This window comes from Kitasatospora sp. NPDC088742, assembly GCF_055584905.1.
The window spans coordinates 33,583-49,957 of sequence record NZ_JBVJLD010000026.1 but is presented as its reverse complement, the minus strand read 5'-3'; the positions used below and the strand labels follow the sequence as shown (position 1 = coordinate 49,957).

Annotated in this window: 14 protein-coding genes; 9 read left to right on the top strand and 5 right to left on the bottom strand. The window is 73.6% G+C overall.

From position 1 onward, the window contains the following. The first annotated feature begins 199 nt into the window (after nt 1-199). From ACZ6ZR_RS20965 to ACZ6ZR_RS20925, 9 genes are read left to right on the top strand one after another with little or no spacing between them, the layout of a single operon-like run. Nucleotides 200-1,060 carry a glycosyltransferase family 2 protein gene (locus ACZ6ZR_RS20965; RefSeq protein ID WP_465644355.1) on the top strand — a complete coding sequence of 287 codons (861 nt, stop codon included), beginning with the start codon at nt 200-202 and terminating at the stop codon, nt 1,058-1,060. Continuing rightward, nucleotides 1,057-1,644, top strand: a complete 588-nt coding sequence (locus ACZ6ZR_RS20960) for a hypothetical protein (protein WP_465644354.1) — start codon at nt 1,057-1,059, stop codon at nt 1,642-1,644. Before ACZ6ZR_RS20965 ends, ACZ6ZR_RS20960 begins: the two co-directional genes overlap by 4 nt. Before the next feature lie 28 nt (nt 1,645-1,672). Further along, the gene (locus ACZ6ZR_RS20955; protein ID WP_465644353.1) at nt 1,673-2,809 is read left to right on the top strand and encodes a glycosyltransferase family 4 protein; all 1,137 of its coding nucleotides are present in this window, start codon (nt 1,673-1,675) and stop codon (nt 2,807-2,809) included. A gap of 5 nt (nt 2,810-2,814) precedes the next feature. Further along, nucleotides 2,815-5,115 (top strand): hypothetical protein, encoded by a 2,301-nt coding sequence (locus tag ACZ6ZR_RS20950; RefSeq protein WP_465644352.1) that lies wholly within the window; start codon nt 2,815-2,817, stop codon nt 5,113-5,115. Further along, on the top strand, nt 5,112-6,257 hold the full coding sequence (locus ACZ6ZR_RS20945; RefSeq protein ID WP_465644351.1) for a glycosyltransferase family 4 protein: 1,146 nt from the start codon (nt 5,112-5,114) through the stop codon (nt 6,255-6,257). Before ACZ6ZR_RS20950 ends, ACZ6ZR_RS20945 begins: the two co-directional genes overlap by 4 nt. Beyond that, nucleotides 6,250-7,698 (top strand): lipopolysaccharide biosynthesis protein, encoded by a 1,449-nt coding sequence (locus tag ACZ6ZR_RS20940; protein WP_465644349.1) that lies wholly within the window; start codon nt 6,250-6,252, stop codon nt 7,696-7,698. The genes ACZ6ZR_RS20945 and ACZ6ZR_RS20940 overlap by 8 nt, the downstream gene beginning before the upstream one ends. Continuing rightward, on the top strand, nt 7,695-8,855 hold the full coding sequence (locus ACZ6ZR_RS20935) for a glycosyltransferase family 4 protein (RefSeq protein WP_465644347.1): 1,161 nt from the start codon (nt 7,695-7,697) through the stop codon (nt 8,853-8,855). Before ACZ6ZR_RS20940 ends, ACZ6ZR_RS20935 begins: the two co-directional genes overlap by 4 nt. Further along, nucleotides 8,852-10,123 (top strand): polysaccharide pyruvyl transferase family protein, encoded by a 1,272-nt coding sequence (locus ACZ6ZR_RS20930; RefSeq protein WP_465644346.1) that lies wholly within the window; start codon nt 8,852-8,854, stop codon nt 10,121-10,123. Before ACZ6ZR_RS20935 ends, ACZ6ZR_RS20930 begins: the two co-directional genes overlap by 4 nt. Continuing rightward, entirely contained in the window at nt 10,120-11,250 is a 1,131-nt protein-coding gene (locus tag ACZ6ZR_RS20925) for a glycosyltransferase family 4 protein (protein ID WP_465644344.1), read from the top strand. Before ACZ6ZR_RS20930 ends, ACZ6ZR_RS20925 begins: the two co-directional genes overlap by 4 nt. Before the next feature lie 21 nt (nt 11,251-11,271). On the opposite strand, the gene ACZ6ZR_RS20920 is transcribed toward ACZ6ZR_RS20925, so the two are convergent. The 5 genes from ACZ6ZR_RS20920 to ACZ6ZR_RS20900 form a co-directional block, all read right to left on the bottom strand. Then, on the bottom strand, nt 11,272-12,486 hold the full coding sequence (locus ACZ6ZR_RS20920) for a cellulase family glycosylhydrolase (RefSeq protein ID WP_465644342.1): 1,215 nt from the start codon (nt 12,484-12,486) through the stop codon (nt 11,272-11,274). 71 nt (nt 12,487-12,557) lie between these two features. Then, entirely contained in the window at nt 12,558-13,310 is a 753-nt protein-coding gene (locus ACZ6ZR_RS20915) for a histidine phosphatase family protein (protein ID WP_465644340.1), read from the bottom strand. Nucleotides 13,311-13,424: 114 nt separating this feature from the next. Next, nucleotides 13,425-15,065, bottom strand: a complete 1,641-nt coding sequence (mctP, locus tag ACZ6ZR_RS20910; protein ID WP_465644338.1) for a monocarboxylate uptake permease MctP — start codon at nt 15,063-15,065, stop codon at nt 13,425-13,427. Next, on the bottom strand, nt 15,062-15,346 hold the full coding sequence (locus ACZ6ZR_RS20905; protein WP_465644337.1) for a DUF3311 domain-containing protein: 285 nt from the start codon (nt 15,344-15,346) through the stop codon (nt 15,062-15,064). Before ACZ6ZR_RS20905 ends, mctP begins: the two co-directional genes overlap by 4 nt. Nucleotides 15,347-15,544: 198 nt before the next feature. Beyond that, nucleotides 15,545-16,339 carry a GntR family transcriptional regulator gene (locus ACZ6ZR_RS20900; RefSeq protein ID WP_465644336.1) on the bottom strand — a complete coding sequence of 265 codons (795 nt, stop codon included), beginning with the start codon at nt 16,337-16,339 and terminating at the stop codon, nt 15,545-15,547. Nucleotides 16,340-16,375 lie beyond the last annotated feature (36 nt).

The window sequence follows — 16,375 nt, the reverse complement described above, 5'->3', positions numbered from 1 at the left end:
GGTCGTCACAAGCACGAAGCGGCCCGTTCCGCCAGTGTTTTGATCATCACAACCTGGTCACGCGGGGGATCCCGGGGGCTGATGGTCCATAAGCATCGGCTAAGGTCTCGTGTGAATCGAAGCCCGTTCGAGGTCTGCGTCGGCAACCACGTACCCGAGCGGGCGTTCTGATGGGTGCACAGAGCATGCACACGAATCCATGGGGGGCTTGAGCGTGCTCCGTCTTTCCGTCGTCATACCCGCACTCAACGAGGCGTCGAACCTTCCCACCGTGATGGCGAACATCCCCGTCGCGGAACTGGCCGAGGCCGGCTGGCAGACCGAGGTGCTCGTCGTCGACAACGGCTCGACGGACGGCACCGCCGAGGTGGCCGCCTCGTTGGGGGCCCGGGTGGTGCACCAGCCCGAGCGCGGCTACGGGAACGCCTACCAGCTGGGTTTCGACTCGGCCACGGGCGACGTGGTCGCCACCGGTGACGCCGACTGCACCTACCCGTTCGACGCGCTGCCCGACCTGCTCCGGACCCTGGTCGAGCGGGACGTGGAGTTCATGACCACGGACCGCCTCGGCCGGCAGAACCGCGACTCCATGAAGCGCTCGCACACGGTGGCGAACCACGCCCTGAGCGCGCTGAGCCGCAGGCTGTTCCGCAACGGGCTGCGCGACTCGCAGTCCGGGATGTGGGTGTTCCGCCGGTACGTCTGGAGCGGACTGGACGTCAGGTCGCCGGGCATGGCCTTCTCCCAGGAGATCAAGAACGCCGCCACCAGGGCCGGTTACCGCTGCCTGGAGGTGCCGATCGAGTACCGCAAGCGCGGCGGCGAGGTGAAGCTGAACGCCCTGCCCGACGGCATGGCCAACCTGCGCCAGCTCTTCGACCACCGCTTCCGCCGCGAGGCCGGCGAGGCCGTGCGCCCCGCCGCCGACGAGCTGACCGGCACCACGGACCTCGGCATCCCGGACCCCAGAACCCCGGACTCCGGCACCCCGGACGCCGCCCGCCCGCCCGTGATCGGCCGGCCCGCCGACCCGCTGACCTCGCGGTACGAGTCGGTATGACGGACCGGCACGACCCGGCGGAGGACCGGCCCGAGGGCGAGGGCCCGACCGAGGAGCCGGACCTGCCGCCGGGCCCGGCCCCCGCCCGGCGCCGCCGGCGCTCCGGCCGACGCGGCGTCAGCAGCCGCCGGGGCGGCGGCATCCGGCGGAACCCCGTCCTGGCCGGGCTGCTCGCGGCCGCGGCCGTGGTGGTGCTGGCGGGCGGGGTCTGGTCCGTCCCCCCGGTGCGGACCGTCCTGCTGCAGTCCTTCACCCGGCAGAACACCCCGTTCGTGGAGCTCTACTTCACCACCGAGCCGAGCTTCGAGGGGGCCACCGCCGTGGTACCGCTCGCGCTGAACGCGCACGGCACCGGGGTGAAGAGCTATCAGGTCAAGGTCGTGCTGGAGAAGGCCGACGGCAAGCCGGCCGCCGAGACGGTGCTGACCGTGGTCCCGAAGGACGGCACCCCCGTCCCGGTCCTGGCCAAGGTCCAGGTGGGACACGAAGCGACGCTGGTGCGGGTGGCCCTGGTCGGGCACCCCCAGACCCTGCACTTCCGCTTCGGGAAGGCACAGGCAGCCCAGCCCGCCGCCAAGCAGTGAACCCCCGAGCCCTCGTCCTGGAAGCCTGATGCGCACGATCCTGCAGGTCACCCCGTACTACCCGCCGCACCTCGGCGGGCTGGAGCGGGTCGTCGAGCACCTCTCGCGACAGCTCGCCCGCCGCCACCTGGTGCGGGTGGTCACCACCGGGCTCGGCGCGGGCGGAGCCGCCCGCAGCACCGTCGAGGAGACCACGGGCACCGGCAGGCTCACCGTCCGCCGGCACCGCGCGGTCGAGGTCGCGCACACCGCCGTCGCCCCGGGGCTGCCGCTCTCGCTGCTGCGAGCGCCCCGCCGGGCGGTCCTCCACGTGCACTGCGCGCACGCGCTGCTGCCCGAACTGGTCGCGCTCACCGCGCTGCTGCGGCGCCTGCCCTACCTGCTCCACTTCCACCTGGACGTGGACGCCTCCGGGCCGCTGGGCCGGCTCCTGCCGCTGTACAAGAAGCACGTCTTCGGCCGGGTGATGCGGGCCGCCGCCGCGGTGGTGGTGCTGACGCCCGCTCAGGCGGAGTTCGTCCGGGAGACCTACCGGGTGCCCGCCGAGCGCGTCCACGTGGTGCCCAACGGAGTCGGGGCGGAGTACTTCCGGCCGGCCGGCGAGCGGGAGGCGCCGCCCGCCGGCGAGCCGCTGCGGCTGCTCTTCGTCGGCCGGCTCAGCGCGCAGAAGAACGTGGACCGGCTGCTGGAGGCGATGGCCCTGGTCCGCGAACCGGTCCGGCTGCGGGTGGTCGGGGACGGTGAACTGCGGGCCCGGCTGGAGGAGCGGGCCGCGCGGCTGGCCCCCGGGCTGGTCGAGTTCTCCGGCGGTCTGCACGGCCCCGAACTGGTCGCGGCCTACGCCGGGGCGGACGCCTTCGTCCTGCCCTCGGACCGCGAGGGCATGCCGCTGGTGGCCCTGGAGGCGATGGCCTCCGGACTACCGGTGCTGGCCACGGCGGTGCCGGGGAACGCCGAACTGATCGGCGGGGTGGGCCTGCTGGCCGAGCCGGAGCCGGCCGCGCTGGCCGCGGCGGTCGACCGCCTGGCGGCCGACCCGGCGCTGCGCCGGACCTTGGCCCGGCGCAGCGGCGAGGCAGCACGGACGTACTCCTGGGAAGCGGTGGCCACCTTGGTGGAGCAGGTCTACGACGAGGTCTTCCCGGCCACGGGGGGCCGGGGGTGAGGGGCGTGCGGCTCGGGAGGTTCGGCGGCCGGGACGCCGCCATGGTCGGGATCAGCCTCGCCTGCGTGGTGGAGGCGCTGCCCGCTCCGCCGGACGTGCTGCTGACCCCGGCGGGTCTGTGGCTGCTGCTAGGCGCGCCGGTGGTGATCTGGCGCGGGGTGGCCACCAAGGTGGTGTCCGGCCGTGACTCCGCGTGGATGCTCGCGGTCGGCTTCGCCGTGCTGACCGACCTCCTCGTCGCGCTCGGCGTGAACACCGTGCTCCCGCTGTTCGGGGACGAGCGCCCGTTGACCAGGGCCACCCTCACCGGGGCGACGGCCATGGTGCTGGTGGTGCTCGGGGTGGTGCTGCCGGAGGCACCCGCCCGGCCGCCCGGCCCGGGCCGGCTCCCGCGCGGACTGCTGCCGGTCGGCGGGCTCGGGGCGCTGGCCCTGGTGCTCTCGGTGGCCGGCCCGGTCCGGCTGAACAACGGGTTCAGCGGTGCGGTGAGCACCGTCGCGCTGGTGGTGGTCGCGGCGCTGCTGGTCCTGCTGATGGTCCGTCGGCGCCGGTACCCGGTGCAGGTCCTGGAGGCCGGGCTGTTCGCCTCGTCCGCCGCCCTGCTGCTGCTGAACTCGCTGCGGGGCTGGTACATCGTCGGCCACGACATCCAGCGCGAGTACCAGTTCTTCCGGCTGACCCTCGGCGGGTACCACTGGGACGTCTCGGCCTACCCGGACGCGTACAACGCCTGCCTGAGCATCGTGCTGCTGCCGGTCAGCGCGGTGCGGCTCACCGCGATCCCCGACGTGTACGTGTTCAAGCTGCTGCTGCCGCTGCTGTTCGCGCTCACCCCGGTGCTGGTCTACCGCTCGGTGCGCAACGTCGCGCCGCAGTTCGTGGCGCTGCTGTCGGCCGTGTACTTCATGGTCTTCCCGACCTTCTTCACCGACATGACCTTCCTCGGCCGGCAGGAGGTGGCCTTCCTGCTGATCGGCTGCGCGATGGTGGTGCTCACCGACGGCGGCCGCCCGCTGTGGGCGCGCCGGACGGTCTTCCTGGTGCTGCTGGGCGGCGTGGTGATCTCCCACTACTCGACCATCTACCTGATGGTCGGGGTGCTCGGCCTGACGGTCGCGGTGGACCTGATCTGGCGGCTGGCGGCCCTGGGCGGGCGGCGCCGGGGCAGCCGGCGGCGGCCGCGGGCCGACCACGTGCGGTCCTTCGTGACCTGGTGGATGGTGCTCGTCACGGCAGGCCTGGCACTGCTCTGGGCCGGGCCCGTGACGCACACCAACGGCCAGCTGGGCAGCACCCTGACCGCCTCCGTGCAGGGCCTGTTCGGCGGGAAGGACACCAAGACCTCGTCCTCCGACACCGGGTACAGCCTGCTCGGCGGCGGCCGGACCAGCCCCGAGGAGCGGCTCGCCGACTACCGGGCGGCGGTCACCGCGCGGGGCGAGGAGAAGCGCGCCGCGGGCGAGGTGCTGCCGCTGGAGACGGCCGACCGCTACAAGATCACCCTGGCGCCGGTCGAGGAGCTGCCGTTGACGGCGGTCGGCCGCGGGCTGCAGAGCACCGGCCTGAGCGTCTCCTGGCTGAACGGCCTGTTCCGGACCGGGGCGGCGCAGCTGCTCCAGGTGCTGCTGCTGCTCGGCGTGCTGGTGGCCTTCCGGGCCCGCCGCCGGATCTTCCAGCCCACCAGGGACCAGCTCACCATGACGGTGGGCACGGTCGCGATGATCGGCCTGCTCACCGTGGTACCCCAGCTCTCGGTCGACTACGGCGTGCTCAGGGCGTTCCAGCAGGGCCTGTTCGTCTTCGCCCCGTTCATCGCCGCCGGGACGCTCTGGCTGGCCCGCTGGTGCGGACGCCGGTCGGTGCCGGTGGTCTGCGCCCTGGTCGCGGCGCTCTTCCTCGACCTGACCGGCGTGGTGCCGCAGGTCCTCGGCGGCTACCCGGCCCAGCTCCAGCTGAACAACGCCGGCAAGGCCCACGACATCTACTACCCGACCACCGAGGAGCGGCTGGCCGCCTACTGGCTGGAGCGCAGCACCGCCAAGCAGAACCCGCAGCCGCTGGTGCAGACCGAGGGCTACACCTACCGGCGGCTGCAGACCCTGATCGAGGGGCCGGGGATGGGCGACCTGTTCCCGACCACGGTGCGCTCGCACGCCTATGTCATCCTCGGTACGGCCACCACCAGGACCGGCGAGATGACCTTCGCCTACCAGGGTGACCAGGTCACCTACCGCTTCCCGGTGGAGTTGCTGGACGCCACCAAGAACGAGATCTACAGCAGCGAAGGAGCGAAGATCTACCGATGAGCGCAACCGTCAGGCCGTTCCGGGTGCTGCTCGTCAGCCACTACTACCCCCCGCACCTGGGCGGGGTGGAGAACGTGGTCCGCCACGAGGCGCTCGGGCTGGCCGCGGCGGGCTGCGAGGTCACCGTGCTGACCAGCGGCGACCGCTCCTCCACCAGCACCGAGGACGGGGTCCGGGTGGTCCGGGTGGCCGCCTGGAACGGCGCGGAGCGGGCCGGTGTGCCGTTCCCGGTCCTGTCGCCCGCCGTGCTGGCGGTCGCGGTGCGCGAGGCCCGCCGGGCCGACGTGGTGCACCTGCACGACTGCCTCTACCTGACCTCCTGGGCCGCCGGCCTGGCCGCCGCGCTGACCAGGACCCCGCACGTGCTGACCCAGCACGTGGGGATGGTCCAGCACCCGTCGGCCGTGGTCCGCGGGGTCCAGCGGGTGGTCTACGCGGTGGCCGGCCGGGCCCTGCTCCGCCGGGCCCGGCGGGTGTACACCCTGAACGCCACGGTGGCCGCCTTCGTCCGGCGCCACGGGGCCCGCCCGGACCGCTGCGCGCACCTGCCCAACGGCGTGGACACCGAGCTGTTCCACCCGGCCGCCACGGCCGACGACCGCTCGGCGGCCCGCGCCCGCTTCGGACTGCCCGCCGGCCGGCCGCTGGTGCTGTTCGCCGGCCGCCTGGTGCCCAAGAAGGGCTACGAGCTGCTGCTCGCGGCCCACGGGCCCTCCGCCGGGTACGACCTGGTCCTCGCCGGTGACGGGGACGCGGCCGCGCTGGCCGGCCGGCCCGGGGTGCACCACCTCGGGGCGCTGTCCCCGGAGGCGCTGGCCGAGGCGTACCGGGCCTGCGACCTGTTCGCCCTGCCCTCGACCGCCGAGGGCTTCCCGCTGACCGTGCAGGAGGCGATGGCCTCCGGCCTCCCGGTGCTCACCACGGACGACCCCGGCTACGCCCCCTACGGCCTGGACCGCTCGCTGGTCCGGCTGGTGGAGCGCGACCCGGCGGTACTGGCCGCCGCCCTGGACGAACTGACGGCCGATCAGGAGCTGCGCGGGCGGATGGCCCGCTACTCCCACACCTACGCCACCACCGCGTTCAGCTGGACCGAGCACGCCGCCGCCCTGCTCCACGACCACCAGGGGCAGCGTGGCTAGGCACCGCGGCGCCTCCGGCGGCCGGGAGCGGAAGGACCGGACGTCCGGCGCCGCGGCCCGGCACGCCCGGCCGCCGGACCAGGTCTACCGCAGCTCGTTCTTCCTGCTCGCCTCGACGGCCGTCACGGCGGGCCTCGGCTTCCTGTTCTGGGTCGTGGTGGCCCGCTTCTACCCGGCCCGGCAGGTCGGTCTGGCCACCTCGCTGATCTCGGCCACCACGCTGATCGCCTACCTCAGCCAGTTCGGGCTCAACAGCACCCTGATCCGCTACCCGGCGGCCCGTGCCTCCCGGAACGGGCAGCTGACCCAGGCGCTGGCCGTCGTCGGCTCGGTGGCCTGCCTGCTGGCCGGCGCGTACCTGGCCGGGCTGCCGCTGTACGGGGAGAAGCTGCTCTTCGTCCGCGACCAGCCGCTGCTGGCCGCGGCCTTCGTGGTGCTCTGCGGGTGCGCGGCGGTCAACCTGCTGACCAAGTCGGTCTTCGTGGGCGCCCGGGTGCCGCAGTTCAACGTCCTGGTGGACGGCCTGCTCCAGGGCCTGGTCAAGCTCGCGCTGCCCGCCCTGCTGGTCGGCTTCGGGGTGGCCGGGGTGGTCGGCTCCACCGGCGGCGGGTACGTGGCGGCCGCGATCGCGGCCCAGTTCATGCTGCACCGCAGGCTCGGCTTCCGCTTCGACTTCCGCACCCGCGGCACCCGGCTCCGCGAGCAGCTGCGGTTCTCGGTGGCGAGCTACCTCTCCAGCCTGCTCAACCTGCTGCCGCAGATGGTCACCCCGCTGATCGTGCTGCACCACCTCGGGGCCGAGTCCGCGGGCTACTACTACGTGGCCTTCCAGATAGCGAGCCTGCTCTACGCGGTCTCCTTCTCGGTCGGCGAGGCGGTGTTCGCCGAGGCGTCCTACGAGCCCTCCCGGTTCGGGGTCCTGCTGCGCCGCTCGGCCGCGATCATCGCCGCGGTGCAGATCCCGGCGGCCAGCGCGGTGGCGCTCGGCAGCGGCCTGGTGCTGAAGCTGTTCGGGGCCGGCTACGCGGAGCAGGCCCGGCCGCTGCTGGTCGCGCTCTCGGTGGCGGCCGGCGCGGTGGCGCTCAACACCTGGGCCGGGTTCGCGCTCAAGCTGACCGGGCGGCTGCGCACCCTGGTCCTGGGCAACGTGGTCTACGCGGCCGTCTCCATCGGCCTGGCCGCCCACTGGGCCTCCCGCGGCCTGGTCTGGTTCGGCTGGGCCTGGGCCGCCGGGAACCTCGCGGCCGGGCTGGTGGCCGTGGCCGGCCTGCTGCTCGGCCGCCGCCGCCCGCCCGCGGGGGAGCCCGCCGAGCCGCCCCAGCCGCCGCCCGCCGTACCCGTCGTACCCGCCCAGCAGACGCCCGGGCGGACGTCGTGGGGGCGGCCGTCGCAGGACCAGTGGGACCCGAACCCGCGGCGGACCGTGGAGAGCCCGGCATGAGAATCCTCCAGATCGTCAACCTCGGCTTCGAGGCGGGTGGCGCGGAGAAGAGCGTCCGCCTGATCACCGAGGGGCTGACGGCCCGCGGCCACCAGGTCCGGGTGCTCGCCACCGACCGGCTGACGGAGGGTCAGCAGGTCTTCGCCGACGTCCTGGTGCCCGGCATCACCGGCGGCCCGGCCCGCCGGCTGCTCGGCTACTTCTGGCACCGGCCCGCCCACCGGGCGGTCCGGCGCGAGCTGGCGGCCTTCCGGCCGGACTGCGTGCACCTGCACACCATCGGGGAGTTCAGCCCGGCGGTGCTGGCGGCGACCGCCGGGCTGCCCCGGCTGCTCACCGTGCACGGCCCCGAGGACTGGACCAGGGACCTGCTGCGCTGGAACCTGCGCAGCGCGGCGGCCGGCGGCCGGCTCTCCCCGGCGGACCGGCTCCGCTGGCTCTACCTGCGGCTGCTCCAGCGCCCCGCCTACCTGCTGCGGCTGCGCCGGATCGACCGGGTGCTCGCGCCGAGCCGGTACTTCGCCGAGGCGGTCCGCCCCGACACCGGCCGGGTGCCGGTGCACGTGCTGCCGAACGGCATCCCGCGCACGGCCGGGCCGCAGCCGCCGGCCGGCGCGGACGAGCTGCTCTTCGTCGGCCGGCTGGAGCGGGTCAAGGGCGTGCACGTCCTGCTGGAGGCCTTCCGCGAGCTGAGCCGCCGTCACCCCGCGGCCCGGCTCTCGGTCGTCGGGGACGGGCCGGAGCGGGCCCGGCTGGAGGCCGCCGCCGCCGACCTGGTGGCCGACGGCCGGGTGGTCTTCCACGGCTGGCTGACGGGCGACGGGGTGACCGGACGGCTGCGCTCGGCCGCCGTGGTGGTCCTCCCCTCGCTCTGGCCGGAGAACTTCCCCACGGTGGCGCTGGAGGCGCTGCTGGTGGGCCGCCCGCTGGTCGCCTCCCGGGTGGGCGGGCTGCCCGAGCTGGTCGGCCCCGACAACGGCGCGCTGGTCCCGCCCGGCGACGCCGGGGCACTGGCCGGGGCGCTCGGCGGCCTGCTCGGCGCCCCGGCCCGGCTCGCCGAGCTCGGCCGGGCCTCGGCCGCCCGGGCCGAGCGCTACGGCGTCGAGGAGTTCCTCGACGCCCTCGAACACCACTACTCAGAGGTCGTCGCAGAGTGAAGATCGTGGTCGTCAACGCGTTCGCCCGGGGCAACCGGGGCGACGCCGCCCTGCTCAGCGTCGCGTTGCAGCAGCTGGAGCTGGCCTACCCGGGCGCCCGGGTGCGGATCGCCGGCTTCGAGGAGCCGGGCGAGTGGCCGGAGTTCGACGGCGTCCCCAACATCGGCTCGATCCGCCGCTACGTCGGCGACGAGGACGCCGGCCGGGCGGCCCGGATCAGCCGGAAGGCGGCCGCCGCCCTGCTGGCCCTGCTGGCTGCGGTGCCCGGCAGCGGTCCGCTGCTGCGGGCGGCCGCCGCCCTGCTGCCGCGCGAGATGCGCACCGAGCTGCGCGCGCTGGCCGAGGCCGACCTGGTGCTCTCGCTCGGCGGCGGGTACCTCAACGGCAAGGCCGACTTCGCCTCCGACCTGAGCATCGGCTTCCTGCTGCTGCCGCTCTGGCTGGCCCAGCGCTTCGGCGTGCCGGTGGTGCTCGCCCCGCAGTCGTACGGCCCCTTCCCGACCCGGACCCAGCGGCTGCTGATGCGCCGGGTGGTGGGGCGGGCCCGCCGGGTGGTGGCGCGCGAGGAGATCAGCGTGGCCCGGCTGGCCGAGGCGGGCGTGCCGGACCAGAACCTGGTCCGCGGCGTGGACAGCGCCTTCGCCTTCCAGGGCCGGTCCGAGCGGCCCTGGCGCGCGGAGCTCGGGATCGCGCCGGACGCGCCGCTGGTGCTGGTGACCGCCCGTCAGTTCCTCGACCGGGACGCCCAGTCCGGGTACGAGGCGGCGATGGCGGCGGCGGTCCGCCGCCTGCTGGAGCGGGGGTGCGAGGTGGTCCTGGTGCCCCAGGTGACCTGCACCTTCCAGGCCGACGACGACCGGATCGTGAACCACCGGATCGCGGCGCTGCTCGACGACCCCCGGCTGCACGTGCTGGACGACGACACCATCGACCACCACGAGGTCTTCGCGCTGTACGCCACCGCCGACTACATCCTGGGGACCAGGTTCCACTCGGTGATCTTCGGCCTGGTCGCCGGGGTGCCGTGCGCGGCGGTGGAGTACGACCACAAGACCCGCGGCATCATGGCCGACCTCGGCCTGGAGCACTGGGTGGTCCGGATGACCGAGGCCCGTCCGGACACGCTGGTGCCGCTGGTGGACCGGCTGCTCGCCGAGGGGGAGCCGTACCGGGCCCACCTGCGCGAGGTCCTCCCGGCCTACGCGGAGCGGGCCGCCGGGTTCACCGGACAGCTGCTGGCCGACGTCCCGGCCCGGGACGGCCGGTGAGCCCGCGCACGGTCGCGGTGGTCACGCCCTACTACCCGCCCAAGGTCGGCGGGGTGGAGAACTACGCGGCCAGGGTGGCCGCCGCGCTGGCGGCCGCGCCCGACCTGGAGCCGGTGGTGATCACCACCAGGGCGTCCGGGCTGCGCACCACGGTCACCACCGAGCAGGGGGTCCGGGTGGTCCGGCTCGGCGCCTGGCTGAAGCTCTCCAACACCCCGCTCAGCCCGCTGTGGCCGTTCCAGCTGCGCCGCTGGCTGCGCCGCACGGGGGCCGAGGTGGTGAACGCGCACGCGCCGGTGCCCGGGCTGCCCGACCTGGCCGTGTTCTGCGCCGGCCGGCGGCCGGCCGTGCTGACCTACCACGCCGGGTCGATGCACAAGGGCGAGCCGGGCAGCGGCCTCGCCGACCGGCTGATCGGCGGGTACGAACGGGCCGTGCTGCCACGGGTGTTCCGCCGGGCGAAGACGCTGGTCGCGGTCTCCCCGGTCTCGCTGGCGGCCGGTCAGCCGCACGTGGTGGAGATCACCCCCGGGGTGGACACCGCCCGCTTCACGCCGGGCCCGCCCGCCTCGGAGCGTCCGCGCACGGTGCTCTACGTCGGCCGGATGGACCGCACCTCGGCCTGGAAGGGCGTGGACGTCCTGGTCGAGGCCTTCGCCCGGCTGGCCGACCAGCCGCAGGCCCGGCTCAGGCTGGTCGGCGGCGGCGACGCGGTGCCGGAGCTGCTGGCGCTGGCCGGCCGGCTCGGGGTGGCCGAACGGGTCGACGCGGTGGGCGAACTGACGGGGGAGCGGCTGGTCGAGGCGGTCCGGTCCGCCGCCGTCCTGGTGCTGCCCTCGCGGACCGAGGCCGAGTCCTTCGGGATGGCCCTGGTCGAGGCGATGGCCTGCGGCACCCCGGTGGTCGGCTCGGCCGTCGGCGGCATCCCGAACGTGGTGGTGGACGGCGGGACCGGGCTGCTGGTGCCGCCGGGCGACGCCGAGGCGCTGGCCGCTGCCTGCCGCCGGCTGCTCACCGACGGCGCGCTGGCCGACCGCCTGGGCGCGGCCGGCCGCCGGCGGGCCGAACGGCACTACGCCTGGGACGACCTGACGGAGCGCTACCTGGAGCTGTTCCGCTCGCTCTGAGCGGCCGTACGGGCCCGCCGGTCACTGCGGCCGGTGCAGCTCGTACGCGGAGATCGCGGACTTCCAGGCACCCAGCGCGGGCTTGGCGGAGCCGTCGGCGTACCGCAGCCCGTAGAACTTCGACCGCTGCCCCTTGTCCTTCTCGGTGCCGCTGTCCTTCCCGGCGAACCAGAACACCGCGCCCACGTGCCGGTTGGCGGCCGCGGCCGGGACGGTGTCCAGGGCGATGGCGGCCTGGTACTCCGGGGTGACGTGGGTGGCGTTGGACGGGATGGTCCGGCCGTCGGCCGCGGCGCCCGGGCCGTTGGTGGGGGCACCGGTCTCGGTCAGCCAGATCGGCAGGTCCGGCGTGCCGTACGTCTCCAGGATCGCCATCAGGTTGTTCTTGTCGGCGCTGATGTCCTCGAAGGCGGTGCCGAAGTCGGTCTTGGCGCTGGGCAGGTGGGGATAGGTGTAGGGGTGGTAGGCCACCGCGTCCACCAGCTTGTTGGCGCCCAGCTTGCAGAGCGCGGCGAGGAACTCGGAGTGCGAGACGTAGTTCTTCTCCGGGTAGGTGCCGACCGCGGCCAGCCCGCCCATCAGCAGGTAGGCCTTCGGGTCCGCCGCCCGCATCGCCTTGGTGCTGGCCCGCAGCAGCTCGGTGTAGGCGGCGGCGTCCGGCTTCGGGTACCAGAACGGGATGTTGGGCTCGTTCCAGATCTCCCAGGTGTGCACCCCGAGCGGGGCGTAGCGCTCGACGGCCTTGCGGGCGAAGGCGGCGAAGGTCTCGGGGTTGGCCGGCGCGCAGGACACGTCGCTCCCGCAGCCCGGCTTCCTGGCCCAGGCCGGGGTGTACGCGATGGTGGCGAGGACCTCCAGCTTGCGCTCCCGGGCGGCGTTGACCACCCGGTCGAAGCGCTGCCACTCGTACCGCTTGGCGTTCTCCGGCTGGATGTTGGACCAGGAGAGGTCGACCCGGATCCACTTGGCCCCGGTGGACACGGCGTCGTCCAGGCCGAGCCTGAGGTTGGCCTCGGACTCCCAGGTGAGGGTGTCCCCGTAGGCGATGCCTATGTTCAGGCCCTTGCCCTGCAGGGTCGGTACGGTGCCCGCGGCGGGGCTGCTCTCCGCCGCGGTGGGCACCGCCCCGGACTGCGCCGGGCCGCGGCCGGCCGCCAGGATGGTCGTCGCGAGGGCGACCAGGAAGGTCACCACGCCGACCAGCAACCGCTGCTTTCCGCCCGAATACCCCGTCATGGCGGCTTAGCTTAGACGAGTGCCCCGAAGGCCCCGAGGCCCCAGGGGCGGTCAGGCGGCCGGCGGCGGGCTCAGAGGTGCTCGGTGGAGTTCCAGAGCTCCGGCACCAGGCGGCCCCCGTGGGCGCGCCACAGGCCGGTCGAGCAGTTGGCCACCGGTGCGAGGTCCAGCAGTTGGCGCTCCGTCAGGCGGTCGAGCACGTAGCGCGTCATCAGCACCGGGCAGTCGTGCGAGACCACCAGCACCGGGCGCCCGTCCTCCTCCTCGGCCAGGTCGCGGAGCAGGCTGCGCACCCGCAGCGCGACGTCCAGGAAGGACTCGCCGCCGGGCGGGCGGTAGTAGAGCTCGCCCATCTTGCGGCGGCGGGCCGCCTCGCCGGGGTGTTCCTTCTCGATCGCCGCCGGGGTGAGCATCTCCAGGACGCCCAGCTCGCGGTCGCGCAGCCGCTCGTCCTGGCGGACCGTCAGGCCGACCGGCACCGCGCCCAGGCCCCCGGCCTGGGCCAGGGCGATCCGGGCGGTCTCGGCGGTGCGCACGTACGGGGAGCACCAGACCGAGCGGGGCCGGTCGGCCGGGGGCAGCGCGGCCCACCAGCGGCCGAGCGCCTGGGCCTGGGCCTGGCCGTGCAGGGAGAGCGGGATGTCGGCGTCCCGGCAGGTGATCGGGACGGCCATGGCGCCGGTCTCGGCGGCGAGCTGGAACTCGATGTTGGCGACGGACTCGCCGTGTCTGGTGGTGATCAGCACCGAGGGCAGGGGTGTGCGGCGGCCCTCGCCGCTGTCGGGACGGTGGCCGTTGAGGACGGTGATGCTGCTGTGGTCCACGTGATCTCCCCGTTGGTCGTACTACCAAATGATCGCGCCGTCCTCCCAGTGTCGACCGGGAGGACGGCGCGATCACAGGGCGCGCGCGGTACGGGTCCGTGCGCCCTGACGCTGTCAGTGCGCCGCGACGGGCTCCGGCGCCTCGGGCTTGCCGGCGGTCGGCTTCGGCTCCTCGGCGGTGTAGTCCGACCTGCTGGTCTCGTCCGCGCCCTCGGGGGCCTTGGCCGCCTTGAGGACCAGGGTGAGCACCACGGCGACCAGCACGTTCAGCACGAAGGCGGTCAGACCGATGTAGCCGATCTCGCCGACGCCGGGGATCTCGGCGGAGCTGCCGCCGAAGTGCTTGGTGGCCGGGGAGGCGACCCCGTAGGCCTTCCAGGTGCCGTAGACCATGCCGGCCGCCCAGCCGGCCAGCAGCGCCCAGCGGTGGAACCACCGGGTGAACAGGCCGCCGACGATGGAGACGAAGGTCTGCAGGATCCAGATGCCGCCCAGCAGCTGGAGGTTGATGGCGAACTGCTTGTCCATCAGCAGCACGAAGGCCAGCGCGCCGACCTTCACCAGCAGCGAGGCGATCTTGGCGACCTTGGTCTCGTCCGCCGGGGTGGCGCCGGGCTTCAGGTACTCCTTGTAGATGTTGCGGGTGAAGAGGTTGGCCGCGGCGATCGACATGATGGCGGCAGGGACCAGCGCGCCGATGCCGATCGCGGCGAAGGCCACGCCGGTGAACCAGTCCGGGAACATGTTCTCGAACAGCTGCGGCACCGAGAGCTGCGGGTTGAAGCCCTTCACGCCCTTGCCGACGCCGGCCGCGATGGCCATGAAGCCGAGCAGCGCGAGCAGCCCGAGCATCAGCGAGTAGGCGGGCATGATGGCCATGTTCCGGCGCACCGTGTTGCGGGACTTGGAGGCCAGCACGCCGGTCACCGAGTGCGGGTACATGAAGAGCGCCAGCGCCGAGCCGAAGGCCAGGGTGGCGTACGTCCACTGCGCCTTGGGGCCGGTGATCAGCGAGCCGACCGGCTTGCCGGTGGCCGGGTTGACGGTGGAGAACTTCTGCGCCGCCGAGTCGAAGATGGCGCCGTAGCCGCCGAGCCGCATCGGGATGTAGATCACCGCGACGATGATCACCAGGTACACCAGGGTGTCCTTGACGAAGGCGATCAGCGCCGGGGCGCGCAGGCCCGAGGAGTAGGTGTACGCGGCCAGCACCGCGAAGGCCAGGAAGAGCGGCAGGTCCTTGACGAACCAGTTGCTGTCCGCGCTGCCGCCGACCCCGAGCACGTCCAGCACCGCCTGGATGCCGACCAGCTGGAGCGCGATGTACGGCATGGTGGCCAGGATGCCGGTGAGCGCGACCACCAGCGACAGGCCGCGGGAGCCGTAGCGGCCCTTCACGAAGTCGGCCGGGGTGACGTAGCCGTGCACCCGGGAGACCGACCAGAGGCGGGGCAGGAAGAGGAAGACCAGCGGGTAGGCCACGATCGTGTAGGGCACCGCGAAGAAGCCCGCCGCGCCCGCGCCGTAGACCAGCGCCGGGACGGCCACGAAGGTGTAGGCGGTGTAGAGGTCGCCGCCGAGCAGGAACCAGGTGACCCAGGTGCCGAAGCTCCGGCCGCCCAGACCCCACTCGTCCAGGTGCAGCGCGTCGTCGGCCCGGCGCCAGCGCGAGGCCAGGAAGCCCATCACGGTGACCAGGACGAAGAACAGCAGGAAGACCGTCAGCGCGGTCCAGTTGATCCCGGTGTGGCTCATGCGGAGGCGCCCTTCTCGAAGGAGGGCCCTGCGGCGGCCTTGCGGGCCTGCTCGTCACGGCGCAGCAGCAGGTAGGCCCCGACGGTGAAGACCGCCGAGAGCGGCACCCAGGCCAGCTGGTACCAGTAGAAGAACGGCACCCCGCCGATCTCGGGGGTGGCCTTGGTGTACGAGGACACCCAGAGCATCGCGACGACGGGCAGCAGCAGGCAGATCCCGGCGAGCACCCGCGCGGGGGTGACCACCGGGAGCTGCCGCGCCCCTGGGCTTTCTGACGACATGTAAGCGGCTCCTGGAGAGGGCTCACCTCATGCGCCGCAACGTACGGGTAACCGCACGCCCGCCGAGCAGCACCCGGGTGATCGACTGTCAGGCGCCATCTTGGGCCCTGTCGTGACGCGTGTCACCACCCCGGTGGGAACTTTTCGGATAGCGGACGGAACCGCTCCTACTCCGTCAGGCTGCTACACCTTCGGCGCTCACGCGCTCGGCCGCTGGAGCCTGGTGATGAACTTGTAGCGGTCGCCGCGGTAGATGGAGCGGACCCACTCGACCGGGGCGCCCTCGGCGTCGAAGGAGTGCCGGGAGAGCTGGAGCATCGGCAGCCCGAGGTCGGAGCCGAGCAGTCCGGCCTCGCGCGGGTCGGCCAGGGTGGTCTCGATGGTCTCCTCGGCCTCGGCGACCGTGACCCCGTAGACCTCGCGCAGCGCGGTGTAGAGGGAGTTGTGCTTGGCGAGGTTGCGCCGCAGGGCGGGGAAGCGCTTGGCGGAGAGGTGGGCCACCTCGATCGCCATCGGGTCGCCGTTGGCGAGGCGCAGGCGCTCGATCCGCAGCACCCGGCCGCCGGGCTTGATGTCCAGCAGCGGGGCCAGCCGGTCGTCGGCGCTGATGTAGCCGATCTCGATCAGGCGGGAGGTGGGCTCCAGGCCCTGGGCCCGCATGTCCTCGGTGTACGAGGTGAGTTGCAGGGCCTGGGCCACCTTGGGCTTGGCCACGAAGGTGCCCTTGCCCTGGATGCGCTCCAGCCGGCCCTCGACCACCAGCTCCTGGAGGGCCTGGCGGACGGTGGTGCGGGAGGTGTCGAACTGGGCGGCCAGCGCGCGCTCCGGCGGGACGGGTGTGCCGGCCGGCTGGGTCTCGGTGAGCTGCAGCAGATGGCGCTTGAGTCCGTAGTACTTGGGGACGCGCGCGGTCGGGTCGGCCGCCGACTGCGTCGGCAGGCTCTGGGCCCCGGGTTCGGTCACCTGGGCCGTAGTGCCCCCGTCGCTGCTCATTCGGCCGTGTCTCCGCTCCTCGCGGCGCCTTCCCAG

What these genes read in the sequence shown, in the direction of transcription:
- ACZ6ZR_RS20900 (WP_465644336.1), bottom strand. Translation starts at nt 16,339, where the DNA reads ATGAGCAGCGACGGGGGCACTACGGCCCAGGTGACCGAACCCGGGGCC.
- ACZ6ZR_RS20905 (WP_465644337.1), bottom strand. Translation starts at nt 15,346, where the DNA reads ATGTCGTCAGAAAGCCCAGGGGCGCGGCAGCTCCCGGTGGTCACCCCC.
- ACZ6ZR_RS20965 (WP_465644355.1), top strand. Translation starts at nt 200, where the DNA reads ATGGGGGGCTTGAGCGTGCTCCGTCTTTCCGTCGTCATACCCGCACTC.
- ACZ6ZR_RS20920 (WP_465644342.1), bottom strand. Translation starts at nt 12,486, where the DNA reads ATGACGGGGTATTCGGGCGGAAAGCAGCGGTTGCTGGTCGGCGTGGTG.
- ACZ6ZR_RS20945 (WP_465644351.1), top strand. Translation starts at nt 5,112, where the DNA reads ATGAGCGCAACCGTCAGGCCGTTCCGGGTGCTGCTCGTCAGCCACTAC.
- mctP (WP_465644338.1), bottom strand. Translation starts at nt 15,065, where the DNA reads ATGAGCCACACCGGGATCAACTGGACCGCGCTGACGGTCTTCCTGCTG.
- ACZ6ZR_RS20955 (WP_465644353.1), top strand. Translation starts at nt 1,673, where the DNA reads ATGCGCACGATCCTGCAGGTCACCCCGTACTACCCGCCGCACCTCGGC.
- ACZ6ZR_RS20960 (WP_465644354.1), top strand. Translation starts at nt 1,057, where the DNA reads ATGACGGACCGGCACGACCCGGCGGAGGACCGGCCCGAGGGCGAGGGC.
- ACZ6ZR_RS20935 (WP_465644347.1), top strand. Translation starts at nt 7,695, where the DNA reads ATGAGAATCCTCCAGATCGTCAACCTCGGCTTCGAGGCGGGTGGCGCG.